This window comes from Pseudomonas syringae (genome assembly GCF_001698815.1).
GTDB lineage: Bacteria > Pseudomonadota > Gammaproteobacteria > Pseudomonadales > Pseudomonadaceae > Aquipseudomonas > Aquipseudomonas syringae_A.
Map to the genome: position 1 here is coordinate 44,151 of NZ_LGSI01000025.1, position 20,203 is coordinate 64,353.

15 protein-coding genes and 1 pseudogene are annotated in these 20,203 nt (G+C 58.2%); 5 read left to right on the forward strand and 11 right to left on the reverse strand.

Translation table 11 applies throughout. From position 1 onward, the window contains the following. Positions 1-7: 7 nt before the first annotated feature. The 4 genes from AFK24_RS07260 to AFK24_RS07275 all read right to left on the reverse strand — a co-directional run bounded on the left by AFK24_RS07260 (position 8) and on the right by AFK24_RS07275 (position 5,279). Positions 8-1,141, reverse strand: a complete 1,134-nt coding sequence (locus AFK24_RS07260; protein WP_065832615.1) for a colicin E3/pyocin S6 family cytotoxin — start codon at positions 1,139-1,141, stop codon at positions 8-10. Between the two features lie 114 nt (positions 1,142-1,255). Beyond that, positions 1,256-2,143 (reverse strand): 3-hydroxyisobutyrate dehydrogenase, encoded by an 888-nt coding sequence (gene mmsB, locus AFK24_RS07265; RefSeq protein WP_065832616.1) that lies wholly within the window; start codon positions 2,141-2,143, stop codon positions 1,256-1,258. Between the two features lie 223 nt (positions 2,144-2,366). Continuing rightward, a complete protein-coding gene (locus tag AFK24_RS07270; RefSeq protein ID WP_065832617.1) occupies positions 2,367-3,893 on the reverse strand; it encodes a CoA-acylating methylmalonate-semialdehyde dehydrogenase in 1,527 nt (508 codons plus the stop codon). A 57-nt stretch (positions 3,894-3,950) separates the two neighbouring features. Continuing rightward, positions 3,951-5,279: an MFS transporter gene (locus AFK24_RS07275; RefSeq protein ID WP_065832618.1), complete on the reverse strand. Its 1,329-nt coding sequence runs from the start codon at positions 5,277-5,279 to the stop codon at positions 3,951-3,953. Positions 5,280-5,429: 150 nt separating this feature from the next. On the opposite strand from AFK24_RS07275, the gene AFK24_RS07280 reads away from it, so the two are divergent. Continuing rightward, positions 5,430-6,377, forward strand: a complete 948-nt coding sequence (locus AFK24_RS07280; RefSeq protein WP_065832619.1) for a LysR family transcriptional regulator — start codon at positions 5,430-5,432, stop codon at positions 6,375-6,377. Positions 6,378-6,629: 252 nt separating this feature from the next. Here the strand turns inward: AFK24_RS07280 and AFK24_RS07285 are convergent, their stop codons facing one another. Beyond that, a complete protein-coding gene (locus AFK24_RS07285) occupies positions 6,630-7,568 on the reverse strand; it encodes an STM4504/CBY_0614 family protein (protein WP_065832620.1) in 939 nt (312 codons plus the stop codon). A 499-nt stretch (positions 7,569-8,067) separates the two neighbouring features. After that, entirely contained in the window at positions 8,068-8,346 is a 279-nt protein-coding gene (locus AFK24_RS31515) for a YegP family protein (protein WP_240500358.1), read from the reverse strand. 229 nt (positions 8,347-8,575) lie between these two features. Between AFK24_RS31515 and AFK24_RS30565 the strand changes: the two are divergent. Together AFK24_RS30565 and AFK24_RS07295 are read left to right on the forward strand one after the other, a co-directional pair. Further along, positions 8,576-8,704 (forward strand): annotated as a pseudogene (locus AFK24_RS30565) (LysR family transcriptional regulator); the annotation flags it as partial. A 1,062-nt stretch (positions 8,705-9,766) separates the two neighbouring features. Next, positions 9,767-10,366 carry a GNAT family N-acetyltransferase gene (locus tag AFK24_RS07295; RefSeq protein WP_065832622.1) on the forward strand — a complete coding sequence of 200 codons (600 nt, stop codon included), beginning with the start codon at positions 9,767-9,769 and terminating at the stop codon, positions 10,364-10,366. Between the two features lie 21 nt (positions 10,367-10,387). On the opposite strand, the gene AFK24_RS07300 is transcribed toward AFK24_RS07295, so the two are convergent. Together AFK24_RS07300 and AFK24_RS07305 are read right to left on the reverse strand one after the other, a co-directional pair. Further along, entirely contained in the window at positions 10,388-12,346 is a 1,959-nt protein-coding gene (locus tag AFK24_RS07300; protein WP_065832623.1) for a putative bifunctional diguanylate cyclase/phosphodiesterase, read from the reverse strand. A 181-nt stretch (positions 12,347-12,527) separates the two neighbouring features. Then, the gene (locus AFK24_RS07305) at positions 12,528-13,223 is read right to left on the reverse strand and encodes an ArsR/SmtB family transcription factor (protein WP_065832624.1); all 696 of its coding nucleotides are present in this window, start codon (positions 13,221-13,223) and stop codon (positions 12,528-12,530) included. 74 nt (positions 13,224-13,297) lie between these two features. Between AFK24_RS07305 and AFK24_RS07310 the strand changes: the two genes are divergently transcribed. After that, on the forward strand, positions 13,298-14,572 hold the full coding sequence (locus AFK24_RS07310; RefSeq protein WP_240500359.1) for an MFS transporter: 1,275 nt from the start codon (positions 13,298-13,300) through the stop codon (positions 14,570-14,572). 128 nt (positions 14,573-14,700) lie between these two features. On the opposite strand, the gene AFK24_RS07315 is transcribed toward AFK24_RS07310, so the two are convergent. From AFK24_RS07315 to AFK24_RS07325, 3 genes are read right to left on the reverse strand one after another with little or no spacing between them, the layout of a single operon-like run. Next, positions 14,701-15,927 carry a cytochrome c gene (locus AFK24_RS07315; protein WP_065832626.1) on the reverse strand — a complete coding sequence of 409 codons (1,227 nt, stop codon included), beginning with the start codon at positions 15,925-15,927 and terminating at the stop codon, positions 14,701-14,703. Positions 15,928-15,938: 11 nt separating this feature from the next. After that, on the reverse strand, positions 15,939-18,134 hold the full coding sequence (locus AFK24_RS07320) for a xanthine dehydrogenase family protein molybdopterin-binding subunit (RefSeq protein WP_065832627.1): 2,196 nt from the start codon (positions 18,132-18,134) through the stop codon (positions 15,939-15,941). An 11-nt stretch (positions 18,135-18,145) separates the two neighbouring features. Beyond that, positions 18,146-18,598 carry a (2Fe-2S)-binding protein gene (locus AFK24_RS07325; protein ID WP_065832628.1) on the reverse strand — a complete coding sequence of 151 codons (453 nt, stop codon included), beginning with the start codon at positions 18,596-18,598 and terminating at the stop codon, positions 18,146-18,148. Between the two features lie 750 nt (positions 18,599-19,348). Between AFK24_RS07325 and AFK24_RS07330 the strand changes: the two genes are divergently transcribed. Continuing rightward, positions 19,349-20,200 (forward strand): sugar phosphate isomerase/epimerase family protein, encoded by an 852-nt coding sequence (locus tag AFK24_RS07330; protein ID WP_065832629.1) that lies wholly within the window; start codon positions 19,349-19,351, stop codon positions 20,198-20,200. The last annotated feature ends 3 nt before the right edge of the window (positions 20,201-20,203 follow it).

The following is a 20,203-nucleotide window of genomic DNA, read 5'->3' on the forward strand; positions in this document are numbered from 1 at the left end:
TCCTCCTCTATTTTGGTGTGGTCCGGCCAGGCTTTGGCGGATCTATCTGTTCGCCTGTCTCGTGATTAAACTCGCCCAGATGTTTGCCTTGTTTATCGTAGAGCTCGATAGCGCCTGTTTTGCTGTCCCATTCATACAGCCGGCCTTTCCGGTCTTTCCACCGGCTTCGCTTACCGCCGCCACCTTGAACGCTACTTTTCGATTTGACAGGAAAAGTATCTGGAAACGCAGGTAACTCCTGTGGCGGCTTGTGATACTTGATATCCCCATTAAACGGCCGCGCAAACACCACATACATCGACTTCCAGCCAATCCCCGCTGGAAACACCACAATACAATCTTCAACGGTGATGTCCTCGCCGGGGAAGCCTTCGATCTGGCTGTCGGTGTTTTCCGGGATCGGGTGGACGAGGATGTTGTTCAGGTGCGCGCCGCTGTTGTCTGGATAGATCAGCGGCGGCATGGGTCCGAGTCGCCCGTCCCTGGGCGTCCAGATGATCGTGATGCCGTTGAGCTTGGCTTCCATCGCCGTTAGGTCGGCGTTCCACGTGGCTTGCACTGTGCGGACCGAATCGTCGCCGGACGGTTTGCTGTGGATACCGTAGACCTGCAACACGCCATCGGGATCCTGGCGAAACTGGAAGCGCACCCGTGTTGGCGCGCGCGTCATGGTGCGCAATTGGTCGTCGGTGTAGAGCGTGCCGTCGCCCATTTTCTCGGGAAGCATGCCGAGGATAACTACGCTCGCTGGGCCGCCCAGGCTGCGTATCGCCCAGCTGTGTCGCTGTTGCATGATTCCGCTGCCGGCCATGTAGCCGAGGCCCAGGTCGGCGCCGAGGGCGAGTGCAACCGCAGAGCTGGCATCCGGCAGGAGCATGGCGCCCGCCAGCATCACCTTGCCGAAGTTCGACGCCGGTTCTACGGTGGTCCCGGCGTCGGTGGAGCACCAATTACCCGGCGCGCAGGACTTGGCGAAAACCAGATCGGTGCGGGGTTTCGGCGCGGGCCATTTGTCTTCCTGGATGTAAACCGGTTCGGGTTTTTTGGGTGTGTTCCAGGCAGCCCACGAAGCACCACCGTTGGGAAGTCGCCGGTTTCTCATATAACGTTCGAATGGGTCTTCTGGATCGTCCTTGCGCATGACTCTTCCCTGCATCACTTTTGTCGGCGGGGAGGATGTCGACCCATCCGGGGCCAGTCAATTTAAGCAGGTAACCGAAAATTTCAGCCTGATCCATCTGGCTAACCCATCCGGCTAGTCCTTCTTGCGATATCCCTCAACTATCGCCGAGAAATCCTTGCCGCCGTCGCCGCGCAGGCTCATGGCTTGATACAACTGCTGCGCTACGGCGCCGAGGATGACCGGTTGATGCGCGGTGCGCGCGGCCTCGGTTGCCAGGGCGAGGTCCTTGAGCATCAGCTCCGCGCCGAAACCGCCGGTATAGCCCCGTGCAGCCGGGGCCGTTTCGACGATGCCGGGCCATGGGTTGTAGACCTCGGAGCTCCAGCAGCGACCGGTCGAGCTGTTGATGATGTTGGCCAGAATCCCGGTATCAATGCCCAGCGCGTTACCCAGCGCCATGGCTTCGGAAACGCCGATCATGGAAATGCCCAGCAGCAGGTTGTTGCAGATTTTGGCGATTTGCCCGGTGCCGATATCGCCGCAATGCACGATGTTCTTGCCCATCTTCGCCAGCACCGGTTTCAGCACTTCGAAATGCTCGGCACTGGCACCCACCATGAACGTCAGCGTGCCGGCCTGAGCGCCGCCGGTGCCACCGGATACCGGCGCGTCGCCCAGGGTCACGCCCTGTTTGGCGGCGATGGCTGCCACCTCGCGAATGGTCTGCGGGTCGATGGTGCTGCAGTCCACGGCCGGAACACCCGCGCCTATCCCGGCCAGCACGCCGTCGTCCTGCAGGTAGACGCTGCGCACGTGCGCCGCTGCCGGCAGCATGGTGATCACCAGTTCCGCGCCTTGCGCCGCGTGTTTGGGCGATTCACTGATACGCCCGCCCAATGCAGCGAGTTCGTTCAGCACGGCGGTGTTCAAATCGAACAGATGCAGATGATGCCCGGCCTTGAGCAGGTTGCGAGCCATCGGCGCGCCCATGTTGCCCAAGCCGATGAAGGCGATTTTCATGTTGTTCTCCTTGGCAGAGGTCTGAAATCCTTGTTGGAGCGAGCGGGCGGCGTTCCGACTTGCCCGCGAATCGGTCGCCTCGGTGACACAGAACACCGCGTTATCGTTCTTCGCGGGCAAGCCTCGCTCCAACAGGGCATTACTTCAAATTAATAATGGGTCGAATGTACCGGCCCTTTCGCGAATGAATTCGCTCCCACGGAGTTCGCGTCCGGAAATCGGCCTACTTCAAACTGATGGTCGTATTCACCCCATCATTGACGCTGTCGTCATCGAACCAGCGGCTGGTGACGGTCTTGGTTTGAGTGTAGAACTGCACCACCTGTTTGCCGTACGGACCGAGGTCGCCAAGCTTGGAGCCGCGCGAGCCGGTGAAGCTGAAAAATGGCACAGGCACCGGAATCGGGATGTTGATGCCCACCTGACCGACATCGATTTCACTCTGGAATTTGCGCGCCGCTGCGCCGCTCTGGGTGAACAGGCCGGTGCCATTGCCGTACGGGTTAGCGTTGACCAATTCGATGGCCTGATCAAGGGTGTCGACTTCCAGCACCACCAGCACCGGGCCGAAGATTTCCTGAGTGTAGATCTGCATGTCGGTGGTCACGCCGGAGAACAGCGTCGGGCCGACAAAATTGCCATCCTCGAAACCCGGCACCTTGATGTCGCGACCGTCCAGCTCGAGCGTGGCGCCTTCGCGCACGCCGCTTTCGATCAGGTCGAGAATGCGCTGTCTGGCGCGCCTGGAAATCACCGGCCCCACATCAGTGCCCGCTTCGCTGCCGGCATTGACCTTGAGCTTTTGCGCCAGGGCTTTGAGATCCGGCAACCACTGTTTTGCCGCCCCCACCAGCACCACCACGGACGTCGCCATGCAGCGCTGCCCGGCCGCACCAAAACCAGCACCGACCAGGGCATTCAGAGTTTGCACGCGATTAGCGTCGGGCAACACCACAGCGTGATTCTTCGCACCCATCATCGCTTGCACGCGCTTGCCGTGTTCGCCTGCCAGCTTGTAGACGTGAGTGCCTACAGCGGTAGAACCCACGAAAGAAACGGCCTTGATATCGGGATGGGTGCAAATGGCATCCACCACCGATTTACCGCCATGCACCACGTTGAGCACGCCCGGCGGAATACCTGCTTCGACGGCCAGTTCCACCAGTAGCATGGTCGACATCGGGTCTTGCTCGGAAGGCTTGAGCACGAAAGTATTGCCGCAGGCGATAGCCATGGGGAACATCCACAGCGGAATCATTGCCGGGAAGTTGAACGGCGTGATCCCCGCACAAACGCCGATGGGCTGGCGCAAGGTGTAGGTGTCGACGCCACCGGCGACGTTCTCGGAAAACTCACCCATTTGCAGCGTGCCAATTGAACAGGCGTGCTCCACCACCTCCAGGCCGCGAAAGATATCGCCTTCGGCATCGGCAATGGTTTTGCCCTGCTCGGCACTGAGCACCGCAGCGATGCGCGGCGAGTGTTCGCGAATCAACGCCTGCAGCTTGAGCATGATGCGCATCCGCGCGCCGATGGGCGTGAGGCGCCAGGTCTTGAAGGCTTTTTGCGCTGCGGCGACGGCGGCATCGACTTCGGCATCGGTGGCAAACGGCACCTGGGCCAGCACTTGCTGGGTCGCCGGGTTGATGATGTCGTGCCACTCGCTGCTTTGCGATTCGACCCATTCGCCGTCAATCAGCAGTTTGACGCGGGCTACCGTGGTGTTGTTTTTATGCAGTGAAACGTTCATCGAAATCTCCTCCGAGCGGCCCGGGTTGACCGCTGACCATCAGTTATTCATTAAAGATCAGGAAGCACGATGCCGAGGCGGATCGCGCTTCATAAGCGCGGTGCACACCAGCGCCACAAGGCCCATGCCGATCAGGTAAACGATCACGTAACGCGGGCTACCATCGGCGTAGGTGAGTAATTTGGTGGCGATCATCGGCGCGAAACCGCCGCCCAGCACACCAGCCAGCTGCACCGAAACCGAGATGCCGCTGTAGCGAATTTCGGCGGGAAACTGCCGGGCGAACAGCAGTGATTCCGGCGCGTAAAGAATCGGGAAAACCACACCGACAGCGAGCACCATCGCCCACCAGACCAGCATCGGTTCGCGGGTGCCGAGCATGGCGAAGAACGGATAGACGAACGCGCAGAGCAGCAACAGGCCCGCAAAGTACAGGCGTCGCTGCCCGACCTTGTCCGACAGGTAACCGCAAAACGGCATGGTGAACAGCGACAGCGCCGCGCCGGCGGTAATCGCGTTGAGCACATCGGCGCGGGGGATTTGCAACTGGTTGGCGGCGTAAGCGAGCGCGAATGTCACCGACATGTAGAACCAGGCGTTTTCCGCCGTGCGCGCGCCAATGATCGTCAGGGTTTCCCGTGGATGTTCCCGCAGCACTCTGAACAGCGGAACCTTGACCGCAATCTTGTCCTGCTTGAGCTTTTCGAAGTCAGGGGATTCCGGGACTTTCAGACGGATCAGCCAACCGATGCCGAGCAAGACGATGCTGGCAATGAATGGCAGGCGCCAGCCCCAACTGAGCATGTCGGCCTCAGGCAGCTTGGCCACCAGGCCCATCGCCAGCGTCGCCAGCAGCAGCCCCGCGCCAACACCGGTTTGCGGCAGGCTGCCGTAGAAACCTTTCTTGCCCTCGGGCGCATGCTCCACGGCCATCAACACCGCGCCGCCCCATTCGCCGCCCACCGCCATGCCTTGCAGGAAACGCATGAGCACCAGAATCAGCGCGGCCCAATAACCGATCTGTTCGTAGGTGGGGATCAGGCCAATGATGATGGTCGGAATCCCCATCATCATCAGGGTCACGAGCAGCATCGATTTGCGACCGATCCGATCACCGAAATGACCAAATATCACCCCGCCCAACGGTCGACCGAGAAAGCCCACGGCATAGGTGGCGAACGCAGCCAGCACGCCGGTAATCGGGTCCAGGGCGGGAAAGAAGATTTTGTTGAAGATCAGCGCGGCGGCAGTGCCATAGAGAAAAAAGTCGTACCACTCGATGGTCGTGCCGGCCATGCTTGCCATGCCGGCAAGTCGATAGGATTTAGCATTCTTCGCAGGGCGGGCACCAAGTGCGCCAGCGTCCGCTGTCATTGCGTCCTTCATAAACTCCTCCGCTTATTATTGTTGTGCAGGGTTTTATGGCGTGGGGTGTTGCCTGGGATTGTTGTTGCTACAGCAAGGTTGGTTCAGACCGTGCATTGGAGTATAGATGTGCAAACTTCTAATAAGAACGCACATAAAAGCAGGACCAACATGCAAAAAAACATCACCTCCCTGGGCCTTCTCAACTGGGATGACTTGAAGTTTTTCCTTGAGGTCGCCCGCACGCGCAAGGCCAGCATTGCCGCCAAACGCCTGTCGGTGGATTACACCACCGTGTCGCGGCGAATCAGTTCTCTGGAGGGCTCACTCGGCACATTGCTGTTCGAGAAGTCGCGCAACAACGGCTTTGTGCTCACTGCCGAGGGCCAACGCTTGCTGGGTTATGCCGAGTCCATCGAAAGCACGCTGCACATGGCCTGCGAGCAAGTTTCGGGCTCCAGTGTGGCGTTGTCCGGACATATCCGCATGGGTTGCACCGAAGGCTTCGGCAGTTTTTTCATCACGCCGCAGCTGAGCCACTTCCTCGATAATTACCCGGACATCTCGGTCGACATCCTGCCGCTGCCGCACTTCATCAGCCTGTCCAAGCGCGAAGCCGATATCGTCATCGCTCTGGAGCGCCCGGAACACGGGCCGTATGTGTGCTGCAAACTCTGCGATTACAACCTGCGGCTGTATGCGACTCAGGACTATCTGGACAACCACCCGCCGCTGCGCAGCACCGCCGACCTCACCGCACACACCTTCATCAGTTACGTCGACGATCTGGCGTTCAGCTCGGAACTGCTTTACCTCAGCAACCTGCTGCCCGGCGCCCAGGCGCAACTGCGCAGCACCAGCGTCATCGCCCAATACCAGGCCGCGCTGCAAGGCCGGTCGCTGGCAATCCTGCCGTGCTTCCTCGCCGCACAGGATTCGCGTCTGGTCCCGGTGCTGGAAGAGGAAGTGAACATCACCCGGCATTTCTGGATGTACTGCCGCGAAGACCTGCGCAAGCTCAAGCGGATTACCTTGTTGTGGGATTATCTGCGGAAGGTCACTGAGCTAAACCGCCCGTTACTGCTGGGCGAAACGCAGGTACTTCGGTTTTCAGACTGAGGTCTACAGGCCGTAAGGGGACATCATCGTAGCGACCTCAAATTCTCGTTGGCAAGGGGTTATGACAGGGGTTGGTACAGGACTTGTGACACTGGAGTCGGTACGGAAGGCCATGTCAAAACACCTCGTTCAGAGGCGCAAAGCGTGCGCGATAGTGGCCCATGAGTAGGGGCACCCACGGGGGTATCTGCGAGTACTCTCGTAGTGAGGTGGTCGTTCAGGTTTTTCTGTCAAATTCTCGAAGAGATGCCATCAGGCTCTTTTTGCCTCAAGGCTGGCAAGCATGACGATTGCAGCAGCAGTTAGATGTAACCCGTAGGCGACAATTTCAGGTGCAACCTTTTTGACATCAGCGCCTTGACCATGGCCAGCATTGCGATTCCGAATGGTCGGTATTCCGCCGCTAAGGACGTTCACCAAGGCTGTCAGATGGTTCTCGTGATATGACTCGATCAGCCCTTGTGAAGCGCATGCCAATACAAGCTTGCTTGCCGTGTCGGAGTCTTTATAACCTCCATGCTTTTTCAAGATAACCTTCATGGTGCTTTCGAACGATTTAGCTGCATCAACCAGCGCTTCCTTGTAGTTCCCATGGCGATAGTGCTCATAGGCGCCAAAGAATTCCTGCTTAGCACCTTCAAAACCTGGGACATTTAGGAAGTGGATAGCAGGTTTCACGACCTCTGAATGGATCAATTCTGAATCAATGCGCATGATGTTGTTATTTGTAAATTCGAACCCATATCCAGCGGCCTTGAATCTGCCATTTAACTCCGCAAGGCAATCATCGATATGCTCACTTGCACGGCTCATACCCCTATAAGCTTGCTTGCGGCCTTGTATCTCCCCCAGTCGGCAAGATAACTCCACCATATCAAGACAACGTTCAGTGTCGGGTTCTTTAAGGATGAAAGTATGCAGCTCATCAAATGGGTCCCTATGGGAGTAGCCGCCATAGGACTCGCCCAGGTTATGAACGCCGTACTCCCGCCGTAGTAAATCCGAAATAAGCTCATATGCCTCCTGCACCTGCTCACTTAGCTGATGATACTTGTCCCGGTCCCCCAACAAATCTTTGATCATGTATGACACCTGCACCCGAAAGCTTTCGGAGAGGTCCTCATATGTGTACACGTCTACCTCCTCACCACGCAGACGTTTTTGGCGCTTAGAGTACAGGTCAATGATCATCTCGAACGTCCTTGCTGAATGGGTTACATCGACATGATACGTTTTCCTCAGTTTGCCATGTCGGCAGTTCTGCGATTACACCCAGCAAAGCCCACAGTTAGCGCACGCACGACATCCCGGAAGGCTCCCACCAGACGTCCCGCGTTGACCACGCAAGGTTCACGAGAAAATGTTTTCTACCAAAGGACCGATTCGAAGATCTGGTATGCGATGTGACCGGGAGCGCGCTATTAGACGCGCCCGCGACAAAATCAGCTACGTTGCAGGGGTCAAATGTCGACCTCCGCGTCAGGCACGAGTAGGCCAGCAGCGCTCATTCGTTGGGCTGGTGCGCCACAAACCTTGACCTTGCCCCCGAGAAACGTATCCCTTAGCCCACGTCATGGGTTGAGTTTCTGAAGTGTAATGTGAGGGTTAATTAAACCAGTCGACAAGGGAACGCGAACGGGCCTTCGATGCAAAGAGGATGCAGAATAAGCCACCCCCTTTACGTCTTCAATCAGCCGGTGTAGCCATTCCGTTGCGCATTGGCAACGCAATCAACGCGATTGACATAACCTTGTGATGAGGCTCCAACAATGCGACCGTTGGAAGCCGTGCGACGCCAGCGCCATTCACTGCTTGTGTCTGTGTAGAATTCCCACTTGTCCATTTTGACTACCTTTATTGATGCTAAACACACCAACTTCTTTCCGTAGAGAAAGAGACGACTTGGCTCAGTCAGATGGTCGAAAAATTCAACCACATTGTAAATGGGGGCTGTACTGGCTTCTTTCAAGGCATAATGCCATTATTATTCTACTTAGTGATGGCAGGCACGTTGCCCCTAACGCTGCTCAATCGTTCAATTCCGCAAGCTTAGCCCCTGTGAGTCCATCAGATTTCATACAGGAGCGCGTTAGACGACGTCTAATGACCGATGGATTCAAGAAGAGACCATCACAATGACCTCAACAGGGACAGCCCCCGTAATCATTGGGTTTGACCCTTCATCCTTGTAGTTCTGAATGTACTGCCGCGAAGACCTGCGCAAGCTCAAGCGGATCACCCTGTTGTAGGATTACATAAGAGAGGTGACCGAACTGAATCGGCCGCTGCTGCTCGGGGAGTCGCAGGTTCTCGTTTTCGAAGATTGATAAAGAGAAAATTACATCGCAAATTTATAGGGCCAATAGGAGTCGGTGATGAATTTTTCAAGATTCTGCATAGCCCTTCCACGCCTGCGAAGAACAGATTACAAATACTTCCCGTCCTAAAAACTTAGTGCTCAATTCAAAGCCTGATCCTAAAGTCTAAGCCGCCGTGTGAATCGTGCCGCGATAAACACAGCTTTATGGAAACGACCGCATATCAACTCTAAATAGGCAGTGCTACACGGCTCAAAAAGCACCTCATAAATGCTTTTGACTCCCCAACCCTTTAATTTATAAAAACTTTCTTGAAATATTAGGGAAGCCGGCAAGACCACAAACGCATACTTAAGATAGAAATCAAGGAACCTTCCTACATATCAGCAGGAGTAATCCTTAACTCGCCTGGCTTAGATGTTCACGAAATACCAATTTCACTTAGATGCTGCTGCAACTCACTTGACCAGCAGTTCAGCCGAAGCTACAAATTGATTACGACTTTAGTTAAGTGACCCCCAACAATTAACGAGTAATAGTCATGAATGCTATTGATTTCGGCGATGTGATTGCAAAATTCGAGGAAGACTTCGGCATGGTCAATAGTCCCAAGCTAATGGGGCTCGGGCAGTGCCGGCGACCGTAGTGGTAGCGACGGAACTCACGTAATACCTGACAAAGAACCCTAAAGACCAAGCTCATACAAAAATACAGCACTACAGAGGACTCCGCCGTGCTGCTCTGGAGCAAGTCAATGATCCGAACCTACAATTATGAAATATTGAATTTTAATAGTGAAGAAATAACAATCTCAGACAATGGCATACCGAAAACACATTCAAAGCCATTATGGGATACGCTTCGCGACTTGAAATCAACTATTGAAAACGACATCCACGAAAAACAACTTGATAAAATCTTTGAAAGGCACGAGCTACCTACTCCTGTTACATCTGGGAGGTGACCGAACTGAATCGGCCTCTCTTGCTCGAGGAGTGCCAATCATTACGATTTGCGGATTCAGAAGACATCGTGATAGTAAAACCCTCTCACTCAGCAGCCTGATCGATCATGACCGACAACCTTACCGGCTTCAGCCAACCCGCACTGACGGGCAAGTCCATTGAACTGCTGCCGCTCCAGGCGTCGCACGCGCCAGCGCTGTTGCAAGCGGCGGCCGATGGCGAGTTGTGGAACATGAAGGTGACGGTCATTCCGGGTCCGGAGACTGTCGATAAATACATCGCGATTGCCTTGCAGGGTCGCGAAGCCGGGACGGTCATGCCGTTTGTGATCGTGCGCCGCGATACAGGGCACGTGGTGGGCAGTACCCGCTTCTGGAAGATCGACCGGGCCAACCGCAAGATGGAAATTGGCCACACCTGGCTGAGTACGACAGCCCAGCGTTCGGGCATCAACACTGAGGCGAAATACCTGCTGCTGGAACACGCCTTCGAGGTCATACAGGCGGTGCGCGTGCAGTTCACCACCGATGAACTCAACGAGAAATCCCGGGCGGCGATTCTACGCATCGGCGCCATACAGGAAGGCATTGTTCGTCACGAGCGGATCATGCCCGATGGCCGTAAACGCAATTCCGTACGCTTCAGCATCATTGATGATGAGTGGCCACAGGTGAAGGCCATGCTTGTGGAAAAAATCCAGCAGTAAACCAACGGCAGAAGAATCCGCTCAGCCGGTTTGACCGGTCGCCGCATCGAGGCTTTCCTGCGCCAGCCACTCGCGGGTTTCGTCCGCAGATATGGGGCGTGAGAACAGATAGCCTTGCGCCCAGACACAACCCAGACGCCTAAGCGCGGCCAGTTCGTCTTCGGTTTCAACCCCTTCGACGATGCATTGGAGCTGCATGTCATGGCTCAAGGCAAGCAGGGATTTGACGATCTTGAAGCTGGCTGGATTGAGGTGAATGCCGGTGACAAAGCTGCGGTCGACCTTGAGTTTGGTCAACGATAGCGCGTGAATCTGGCTGAGGCTTGAATAGCCGGTGCCGAAATCATCGAGAGAAATGCCGCAACCCAGACTGCGCAGCAGGGCAATGGCGCGCTGGGTTTGCGCCAGATCCTGGATGACTGCGGTCTCGGTGATTTCCAGATCCAGAGACGCCGGGTCAAATCCGCTGTCGCTGATCACTTGGGCAATCTGCTGCACAGCTTCTGGAGATCCGCAGTCGTGGGCGGAAAGGTTGAAGGACAGGCGAATGCCTCGCGGCCAGCTGGCTGCGGCGTTCAGGGCATGTTTCAGGAGCGGAATCGTCAGTTTGTTGATCAGGCCGATACGCTCGGCGACGGGAATGAATTCGCAAGGTGGAACGTTACCCAGCTCCGGGCTCGTCCAGCGCCCCAGCGCTTCAAAGGCGACCGTGAGTTGAGTACGGATGTCGATGATGGGCTGAAACACCACATGAAATTCTTCGTACAGATCCGCCCGGCGCAGCGCCTGCTCGGTGAGGCCTTCGCGATTGAGTTGCCGGCGGTGCTCGGCGCTGAACACACTCAGGGTTCCGGGCCGCTGCCGCTTGCTTTGATACAACGCGTAATCCGCGTATTCGTAGACTTCGGTGGCGCTGGAAGCCAGGTCCGGGAAGCTCGCGATACCCAATGACGCACTGATCTGGATCGGAATGTCCACCAGCAGGAAAGGCTCGCGCATCCTGGCGCAAAGGTTGTCGCCAAAAGCCCGCAGTTGCTGGTCGCTTTGGGCATCAGTGATGATCAAGGCAAACTCATCACCGCCCAGCCGGGCCAGATGCACGCCTTCGTCGAGCAAGCCGGTCAAACGCTGGCCGACCTGATACAGCAACTTGTCGCCGACGCTGTGGCCGTAGAGATCGTTGACCGGTTTGAAACCGTCCAGGTCGATCAAACCCACCGCCAAACGCACGTCCCGGTCGCGGGCCTGGATGAGCGTCGCATCGAGGTTGGAGAAAAACTGCCGGCGGTTCGCCAGGCCGGTCAGGCTGTCCTGATTGGCGAGGCGGCGGTTCTCGTCGCTGAGCTTCTCGGTGCGCGCCTGCATATTCACCAACTGGGTGAAGTCTGCGTACTGGGACTTGAGGATCGACAGCATGGCGATGGATACCAGCAGCACATTGATCGCGGTGGCAATGAACGTGATGTTGTTGGTGGTGGCAAAAAACACCACGAAGGCAATGTTCACCACCGCCGCCGTGGTCAACGCGGCCGGCAGCAGATGCATCATGCAAAAGATGCAGGCGATGACCGTAATCGCCATGTAGAACGCGACATGGGCCTGACTGTACACATCGCCATAGGGGAACAACGCCAGCGACCACACCGTGAAACCCGCCGCCACCAGAAGCGAAAGTCGATTGGTGCGCTTGAGGATGTCGAGCATTTTCGCAGGCGGCGGCAGCGTACGCCGACATGAACGCCACCACAGGGCCGCCCTCGTCACGCAAAAAACCGTCATGACCGCCGGGCAATAGACCACCAGCCAGCGGGGAGCCGAAACGTAATGGGTAGCCGCAAGGGCGAGGCTGTTGATCAGCAGGATGAAGTACATCATCGGCAACTGGCGCGACAGCGCAATGTACTGCGCCCGGAGCAAACCAGGATTGTCATGGGGTGCGGACATCAACGCCCAAAAGCTACCGAACAGACTTCTCTTCATCAGGGGATGGATGTCTCTGAATGCAAAACAGATGAAAACCGGCCGGAGAGATCTTTTCCAGCCAGGTACAGGAGCAGAATTAACAAGCTGCTCATCAATTCGTGTCGGCGGCACCTGAGGTTTCTTCAGTTTTTCCGACGGCGGGCGCGATCCAGAGAAATGAAAAGCGCAGGCTACGGCCTTATTTCCCGCTGTCGAGACCAAAGCTTCGCGACAAACCGGCCAGCCCGTCGGCAGTCAAACGAAGCGCCCGTGAGTCCAGATGCCGGACGACCCAACCCCGCTTGAGCATCAATGCCAGCAACATCGCCCCTAGCGCGCCACCGATATGAGGTGAGCGCTCGCTCCAGTCCATGCATGGGTATGCGGTGCGCCTGCGCTGACGGCTCAAGACTTGCGGATCAATCCCCAGCTCTGCCAGCAACGACGTGCCCTTCTCGGTCAAGCGGTAATCCTGCCCCTGCACTTCGATCCACTTCGAGGCGAGCAACGCATCGTGCAGCTTGACCGCTAGCTCGCCCGCGCAATGGTCGTAGCAGGTGCGCGCGTAACGCAGCGCCGAGGGTGTCGAAGGCTTGAATACAGGCGCAGGAATGTCCGCAAGGAATAGCAACGCTTCCAGCGCGGCGGCCACTTTGGCATTGGCCAGCCGGTAATAGCGATGTCGGCCCTGAACCATCAATTCCACCAGCCCCTGCTCACGAAGACGGCTGAAATGACTGCTGGCGGTAGAAGCACCGATGTCGGCAACAACCGCCAGCTCCGTGGCGGTCCGCGCATGGCCGTCGAGCAGACTGCACAGCATCTTCGCCCGCGCCGGGTCGGCAATGGCGCCAGCGATACTGGCCAGGCTGGTATCCGCACTGTGTGCATCCATGATTCGTTCAACCCCGAAGCGTCCCGTGTTGCGCCAATCATACTGGGCGGCAATCCACAGGGAAGGACTCGATGATGGCTCAGAACGTTTTTTTTGGTCGCAAGGTCGTGGCCGCGACTTTCATATTGGCCATGTTCGGCTGGGGTATCGGCTTCTATGGGCCACCGGTTTTTATGTACGCAGTCATCCAGCGCACTGGCTGGAGTGCGCAGTTGTGCTCAGCGGCGGTCACTGTGCATTTCCTGGCGGGTACTCTGGTGGTCGTGAACCTGCCACGGCTGTACCAGCTTTTGGGGGTGGCACGAATCACTGTGTCGGGCACCTTGGTGCTGAGTATCGGCGTGTATGGCTGGTCGATTGCAAGCCAGCCTTATCAGCTGTTCATTGCCGCAGTGCTGAGCGGATTTGGTTGGGTGACGCTGGGAGCGGCGGCGGTCAATTCGATCATCGCGCCGTGGTTTGTCGTCAAGCGCCCGGCTGCATTGGCAATGGCCTACAACGGTGCCAGCATTGGTGGCGTGGTGTTTTCGTCGGTGTGGGTGTTGCTGATTACCGCGACGGGATTCAGCAACGCGGCGCTGATGATCGGGGTGCTGGCGGTTGTAGTGATTAGCGCCCTGTCGCTGCGGGTATTTCGCTACAAGCCTGAGCAATTGGGGCAATGCCCGGACGGGTCGGCAATGACTGCAGCCGCACCGACCATCACCGCGACGCCGGAAACCAGCGTCAGATTGTGGGGCAACCGCCAGTTCATGACCCTGGCGGCCGGCATGTCCCTGGGCTTGTTTGCCCAGATCGGATTGATCGCGCATTTATTCCTGCTGCTGGCGGCAACACTTGGCGTGCAGCAGGCGGGTCTGGCCATGGGCGTGGCCACCGCGAGTGCAATCGTGGGGCGAACACTGGTGGGCTGGCTGATGCCGATCAATGCCAATCGCCGCGCCGTCGCCTGCCTGAGTTATGCGGTGCAGTTGCTCGGCGGTATCGTCCTGATCGGCGCAGAAAGTCATTCGGTATGGGTGTGGTTGGGCGTCGCGTTATTTGGCGCTGGCATCGGCAATGCCACGTCGCTGCCACCGCTGATCGCCCAGAGCGAGTTTGCCCGGCAGCAGAGCCAGCGGGTGGTGGCCTTGATTGTGGCGATTGCGCAGGGTTGTTATGCCTTTGCGCCAGCTGTGTTCGGCGCAGTCTTCACGATGACCAACGGATCGCAATCGGGGACCTGGCTGTTTGTGTTGGCGGCAGTGTTTCAGGTATTGGCGATTGCGGTATTTGCGCTGGGTGGCAAGGCGCGGATCGGAAGAACGCCTGTTTCAGATGAGACGTTGCAGGAGCCAAACATCACGTAACCACTTGAATAGAAATGCACCCCGTAGGACTGGCTTCAGCCGGGAGCAAGCCGGTACATGCGCAACGGCTGCGTCGTCAGAACCTTCGCCCTCCCGGCTAAAGCCGGTCCTACGGACCCTGTTTGCCATCAATGCAACGAACTTGCCCGCCCTTTCGCTACGTCTTGTGCCTTGACCTCGCCATTGCTCTGCCCGAAGCGGCGCAGAACAAAGGTGCTGACGGCGGCGAGTTCGACGTCGTTGTAGGCTCGGGCGAAGTCCGGCATGCGCTGGTCGACGCGGCGGGTGCCTTGGGTGTGACCTTCCAGCAATGTCGCCATCAGGTTGGTGCCCGCAGGATCGTTGACGGTTTTCAGCCCCACCAGGGTTGCGATAGGCGACTGATTGCCGGTGCCGTCCAGACGATGGCAAGCCACGCACGAGTCGGTGAAGACCTTATGCCCGAGGCCTTTGTCAGCTTGATCGTTGATCGCGACCGTCGGCCGTGCAATGCCTTCGCTGCGCGCTGGCGTGGATTTCAGGTAAACCGCGATCGCATTCACGTCCGCCGGAGTCAGGAAGCGCAGGCTGTGTTCGACGGCGTCAGCCATTGGACCACCCGCACCGCCGTAACCCGGCGCATAACCCTGGGACAGGTAGCTGACCAGCGCTTCCTGCGGCCAGGCGCCAATCCCGTGCTTGGCATCGGAGCTGATGTTGTAGGCGCGCCAGTTGCCCAGCTCGCCACCGGCCAGGGATTTGCCAGAGCTCATGGCCTGGAAGATATTGCGCGGGGTATGGCATTCGCCGCAGTGTCCCGGCCCCTGCACCAGATACGCGCCGCGATTCCACTCTGCCGACTGTTTGCTGTCCGGCACGAAGCGCTCATTGTCAGCGAATACGACGTTCCAGAAGAACATGCCCCAGCGCTGGTTGAACGGGAACGACAGGTCATTTTCCGGTGGCTTCTGGCTGATCGGCTCAAGGCTGAACAGATACGCCTTGATCGCCAAAATGTCTTCGCGGGGCATCATGGTGTAGGACGTGTACGGGAACGCTGGGTAGTAATGTTTGCCGTCCTTGCCGACACCTTTTTGCAGGGCGCTGACGAACTCGTCATCAGTCCAGTTGCCGATCCCGGTGTCTTTGTCCGGGGTGATGTTCGGCGAATACAGCGTGCCGAACGGCAGCTTGAATTCCAGGCCGCCCACAAACGGTTTGCCGCCCGGCGTCATGTGACAAGCCACGCAGTCGGCGGCGCGGGTCAGGTATTCGCCTTTGCCGATCAGGGCCGGATCGGCCGGTGATTGCGCAGCCTGGGCCAGCAGCCCGAAGCCTGCACCCAACAGCGCGAGCGCATAGTTAAACACTTTCATAACGGCGCTCCTTAAACAGTGAAATAGCCAACGCGGCTCAGTGGAAGACGGCGCTCGCGCACTTTTGAAGCGGCGTGCAGCGCGTTGACCAATGCCGCAGCAACCGGCACGGCGCCGGTTTCGCCGACCCCGCCTGGGCTTTCAGCGCTCGGCATCAGGTGCACTTGCACAGACGGCGCGTCGCTCATGCGGATCTGCCGATAGGCGTGGAAGTTGTTCTGCACCACCTGGCCCTTCTCGATCAGAATCTCGTTGAACAGCGCAGCGGACAGACCAAACAGCGTCCCGCCTTCCATCTGCGAGGCCACCGACGTCGGGTTGTTGACGAAGCCGCAGTCGACGACGGTGATCAGCCGCTTGATGCGCATGCCCTTGTCGCCTTGCATTTCCAGCTCGACCACTGTCGCGACGAAGCTGCCGAACACCGCGCTCACGGCAACGCCGCGACCTTGACCAGCCGGCAATGGGGTTTTCCAGTCAGCCAATTCCGCAGCCTTTTTCAGCACGGCCTGGGCGCGTGGCTGGTCCTGCATCAGGCTCAAGCGGTAGTCAACCGGATCGGCCTTGGCGTTGTGCGCCAGCTCGTCGATGAAACATTCCACCGCATACGTGCTGCGCAACGGACCCACGCCGCGCCACCAAGAAACCGGAATCACGTCCGGGTCCTGACGGATGTAGCGCACTTGCAAGTTGGCCAGCTTGTAGATCGGGTCAATCGCTACTTCCACAGCATCGCCATCGACGCCGCTTTCCGGCAGCTTGCCGATATAAGCCGCGACCACCGAAGCGCCCGCGATGCGGTGCTCCCAGCCGACCGGACGCAGATCCTTGTCCAGCGCCGCGTTCAGGCGGTCGACGTAGTGCGGGCGATAACGGTCGTGGGTCATGTCCTCTTCGCGGCTCCAGATCAATTTGATCGGGTAGCTGAGCTGACGGGCGATGTCCACGGCCTGGAAGATGAAGTCCGATTCCAGGCGACGGCCGAAACCGCCACCGATCAACTGGTTGTGGATAACGACTTTTTCCAGCGGCATGCCGCAGACTTTCGCCGCGCCCATCTGGGCAAAGGTCGGCGCCTGACAGCCAACCCAGAGCTCACACATGTCCGGGCGAACGTGGGCGACGCAGGTCATTGGCTCCAGCGGCGAGTGCGACAGGAACGGCTGCTCATAAACCGCTTCAAAATGACTCGCCGCGTTTTTCAACGCCGCGCCGATGTCGCCGGTCTGCTTGGCGAATACGCCGTCTTTGGAACTGGCGTCGAGCAATGCCTTGTCCAGTTGCGCCGAATCGACAGCGGCGTGCGGGCCCATGTCCCAGTCGATTTCCAGCGCCTTGAGCGCTTGCTGACACGACCAGAAATTCGTCGCGGTCACCGCCACGGCGTTGTCCAGGCGAATCACATCGCGTACGCCCGGCACCTTGCGCGCCGCGTCTTCGTTCTTCACGCCGCGCAGCTTGCCGCCGAATACCGGACAGGTCAGGGTCGAGGCGATAAACATGTCGGGGATTTTCAGGTCGATGGTGAACTGCGCCGAACCGTTGACCTTGTGGGGCGTATCCAGACGCTGGGCTGGCGTGCCCAGCAGTTTGAAATCAGCGATGGCTTTAAGCGGAACGTCGGTGGGCAGTGGCAGCGCAGAAGCGGCTTGCACCAGCTCGCCATAACTGGCGGTCTGGCCGTTCGGGCCGAGCACCTGACCGTTTTCCGCGTGGCATTGGCTCGGCGCGACGTTCCAGCGAATCGCCGCAGCCTGGGTCAGCAATACGCGCGCGCTGGCGCCCGCCCGACGCAGCGGCTCCCAGGTGTAACGGGTCGACGACGAACCGCCGGTGGCCTGAAATTGCAACACGGTGTCGGTGTACAGCGCGGCATTGGGCGGCGCTTCTTCGATGCTCACTTGGCTGAGCGGCACTTCCAGCTCTTCAGCAACCATCATGGCGATGCCGGTCTGCACGCCCTGGCCCATTTCAATTTTTGGCGAGATGACCGTGACATGGCCGTCGAGGCCGACACGCACGAACGCGCCAAAACCCGGCGACGCCGCATCACCCAGTCGCGCAGCACTGACCGCTTCGGCGGCGAAGCTGCGATTGACCATTGGCGGCAACCAGGTGCTGATCACCAGCCCGCCCAGCGACAGTGCGCCACCCTTGAGCAGCCCGCGACGCGAAACCGTCGTGGCAGATCGTTTTACCTCTGACATGGTGACTTCCTTCAGGCTTGGCTGACGCTTTTGATGGCGGCGCGAATACGCGTATAGGCCGCACAACGGCACAGATTTCCGGCCATGGCCGTAGTGATCTGTTCATCGTTGGCATCCGGATGCGCCTGCAGAAGTGCCACGGCCGACATAATCTGGCCGGGCTGGCAGTAACCGCACTGCACGACTTCGTGGGCCAGCCAGGCTTTTTGTACTTGCTGACCGACCGGCAATTCGCCGACCGCTTCAATGGTCGTGACCTTACGCCCGGCGACAGCGCTGACCGGCAACACGCAGGAACGTACGGCCTGGCCATCCAGGTGAACAGTACAAACGCCACACTGGGCAATCCCGCAGCCGTATTTGGTGCCAGTCAGACCCACGACATCGCGCAGGACCCAGAGCAGCGGCATGTCGGGAGCGACATCTAGCTCATGTTCCTGACCATTGATCAGTAGTTTTTGCATCACAAAGCCTCTGGCATTCATCACGGTTTAGCGCTGATACGTCGCCAGGGGCAACGCTGGTCTACAGCGATTTCGGTTCTATTCGGATAATTTTTCAATATCCCCCCGGGACATGGCCGGGGGTGATTTATAAACAGCACACTCATGATCGGCCTGGAGCAAATCCAGCCACATGAGCGAAAAAAGAAGTAAACGCACTGACGTCAGCGTCAGGCGTAGAGCAGGGTGTGAATAGTACGCTTGTGCCACCAAGTGGCGGAATGCCTATAACTCCGGCGTTGTGTGGTGCGTAGCGTTCGATAGGACCGGACTTGTCCGGGAAGGCGTTGATTCAGGCAACGATGCCAATCAGCCAGGTTGAGCGTCCCGGATGACCTTTTCGGGGACAAGTCCCCTCCTACCGCGTTGCGTAGCGTTCGGTAGGACCGGACTTGTCCGGGAAGACGCCGGGGCTGCCAAGGAATACCTTCAGCTTGCACTGGCCTCTTCGGGGACAAGTCCCCTCCTACCTTAGGTAGGGGTCGTGCAGGGCCGTCATTAGTTTAGAAATCTCTGAACTATGGATTTGAGCTTTCCTATTCTTCCCTCGCGTGGCGCGCCCCTAAGATCGCCAACATTGAGACCGTTCCAAAGAGATCGGCCCGCAGCGATTACGATTCTATTTGCTACTGCCCGCTACTGATTTTTTTGCTTCGGTCAACGCCGTGGCCGAGTTGCGCCAGTCGCTTGAGTAATCTTTGGGGTCGATCGATGAAACTGGAAATTTTCCGCACGCTTTGGGGCTACACCGCCAGCAAGACACAAGCATTGGAAGAATTACTCAAGGTCGGCTTCGACGGCATGGAAGCCCGCCTGCCGCTGGCCACCGCCGAGCGCGCCGAGTTTGCCGCGTTCCTGCGCGCCAACCGCGTGGGTTATATCAGCACCGTATTCACCGCCTATGACGTGCTGCCGGAACAGTCGGCCACCGTTGCCGAACACTTGGTCGACCTGGACAAAAAGCTCGGCTGGGCCGGCGAGCTGACGCCGCGCTTCGTCAATGTGCTGGCCGGCAATGACCGCTGGCAGTTGCCGCAACAGGTGGATTTCTTCGGCCAGGCGCTGGATCTGGCGCGCAAGCACGGTCAGGTGGTTTCCTTTGAAACCCATCGCTCCCGCTCGCTGTTCAATCCGTGGATCACCCTCGAACTGATTCGCCAGCTGCCCGACTTGCTGTTCACCAGCGACATCAGCCACTGGATCGTCACCTGCGAACGCCTGCTCAACGACCCGGAAGACGACCTCGGCGCCTTCGTCGAACGCGTGCATCACATTCAGGCGCGGGTTGGTTATGACCAGGGCCCGCAGGTTCCGCATCCCGCCGCGCCGGAATACGCCAAAGAGCTAACCTTCCATCAGCAACACTGGGAAGCCATCTGGCGCTCGCAACAGGCGCGTGGCTATCAAGTCAGCACGCTGACCCCGGAATTCGGCGCCGACGGCTATCTGCATCACTTGCCATTTACCAATGTTCCGGTAGCCGATCTGTGGTCGCTGAACGTGTGGATGGGCCAGACCGAGCGCGAACATTTCCAGCACTTCACTCAATCGACCCGTCGTTAAAGG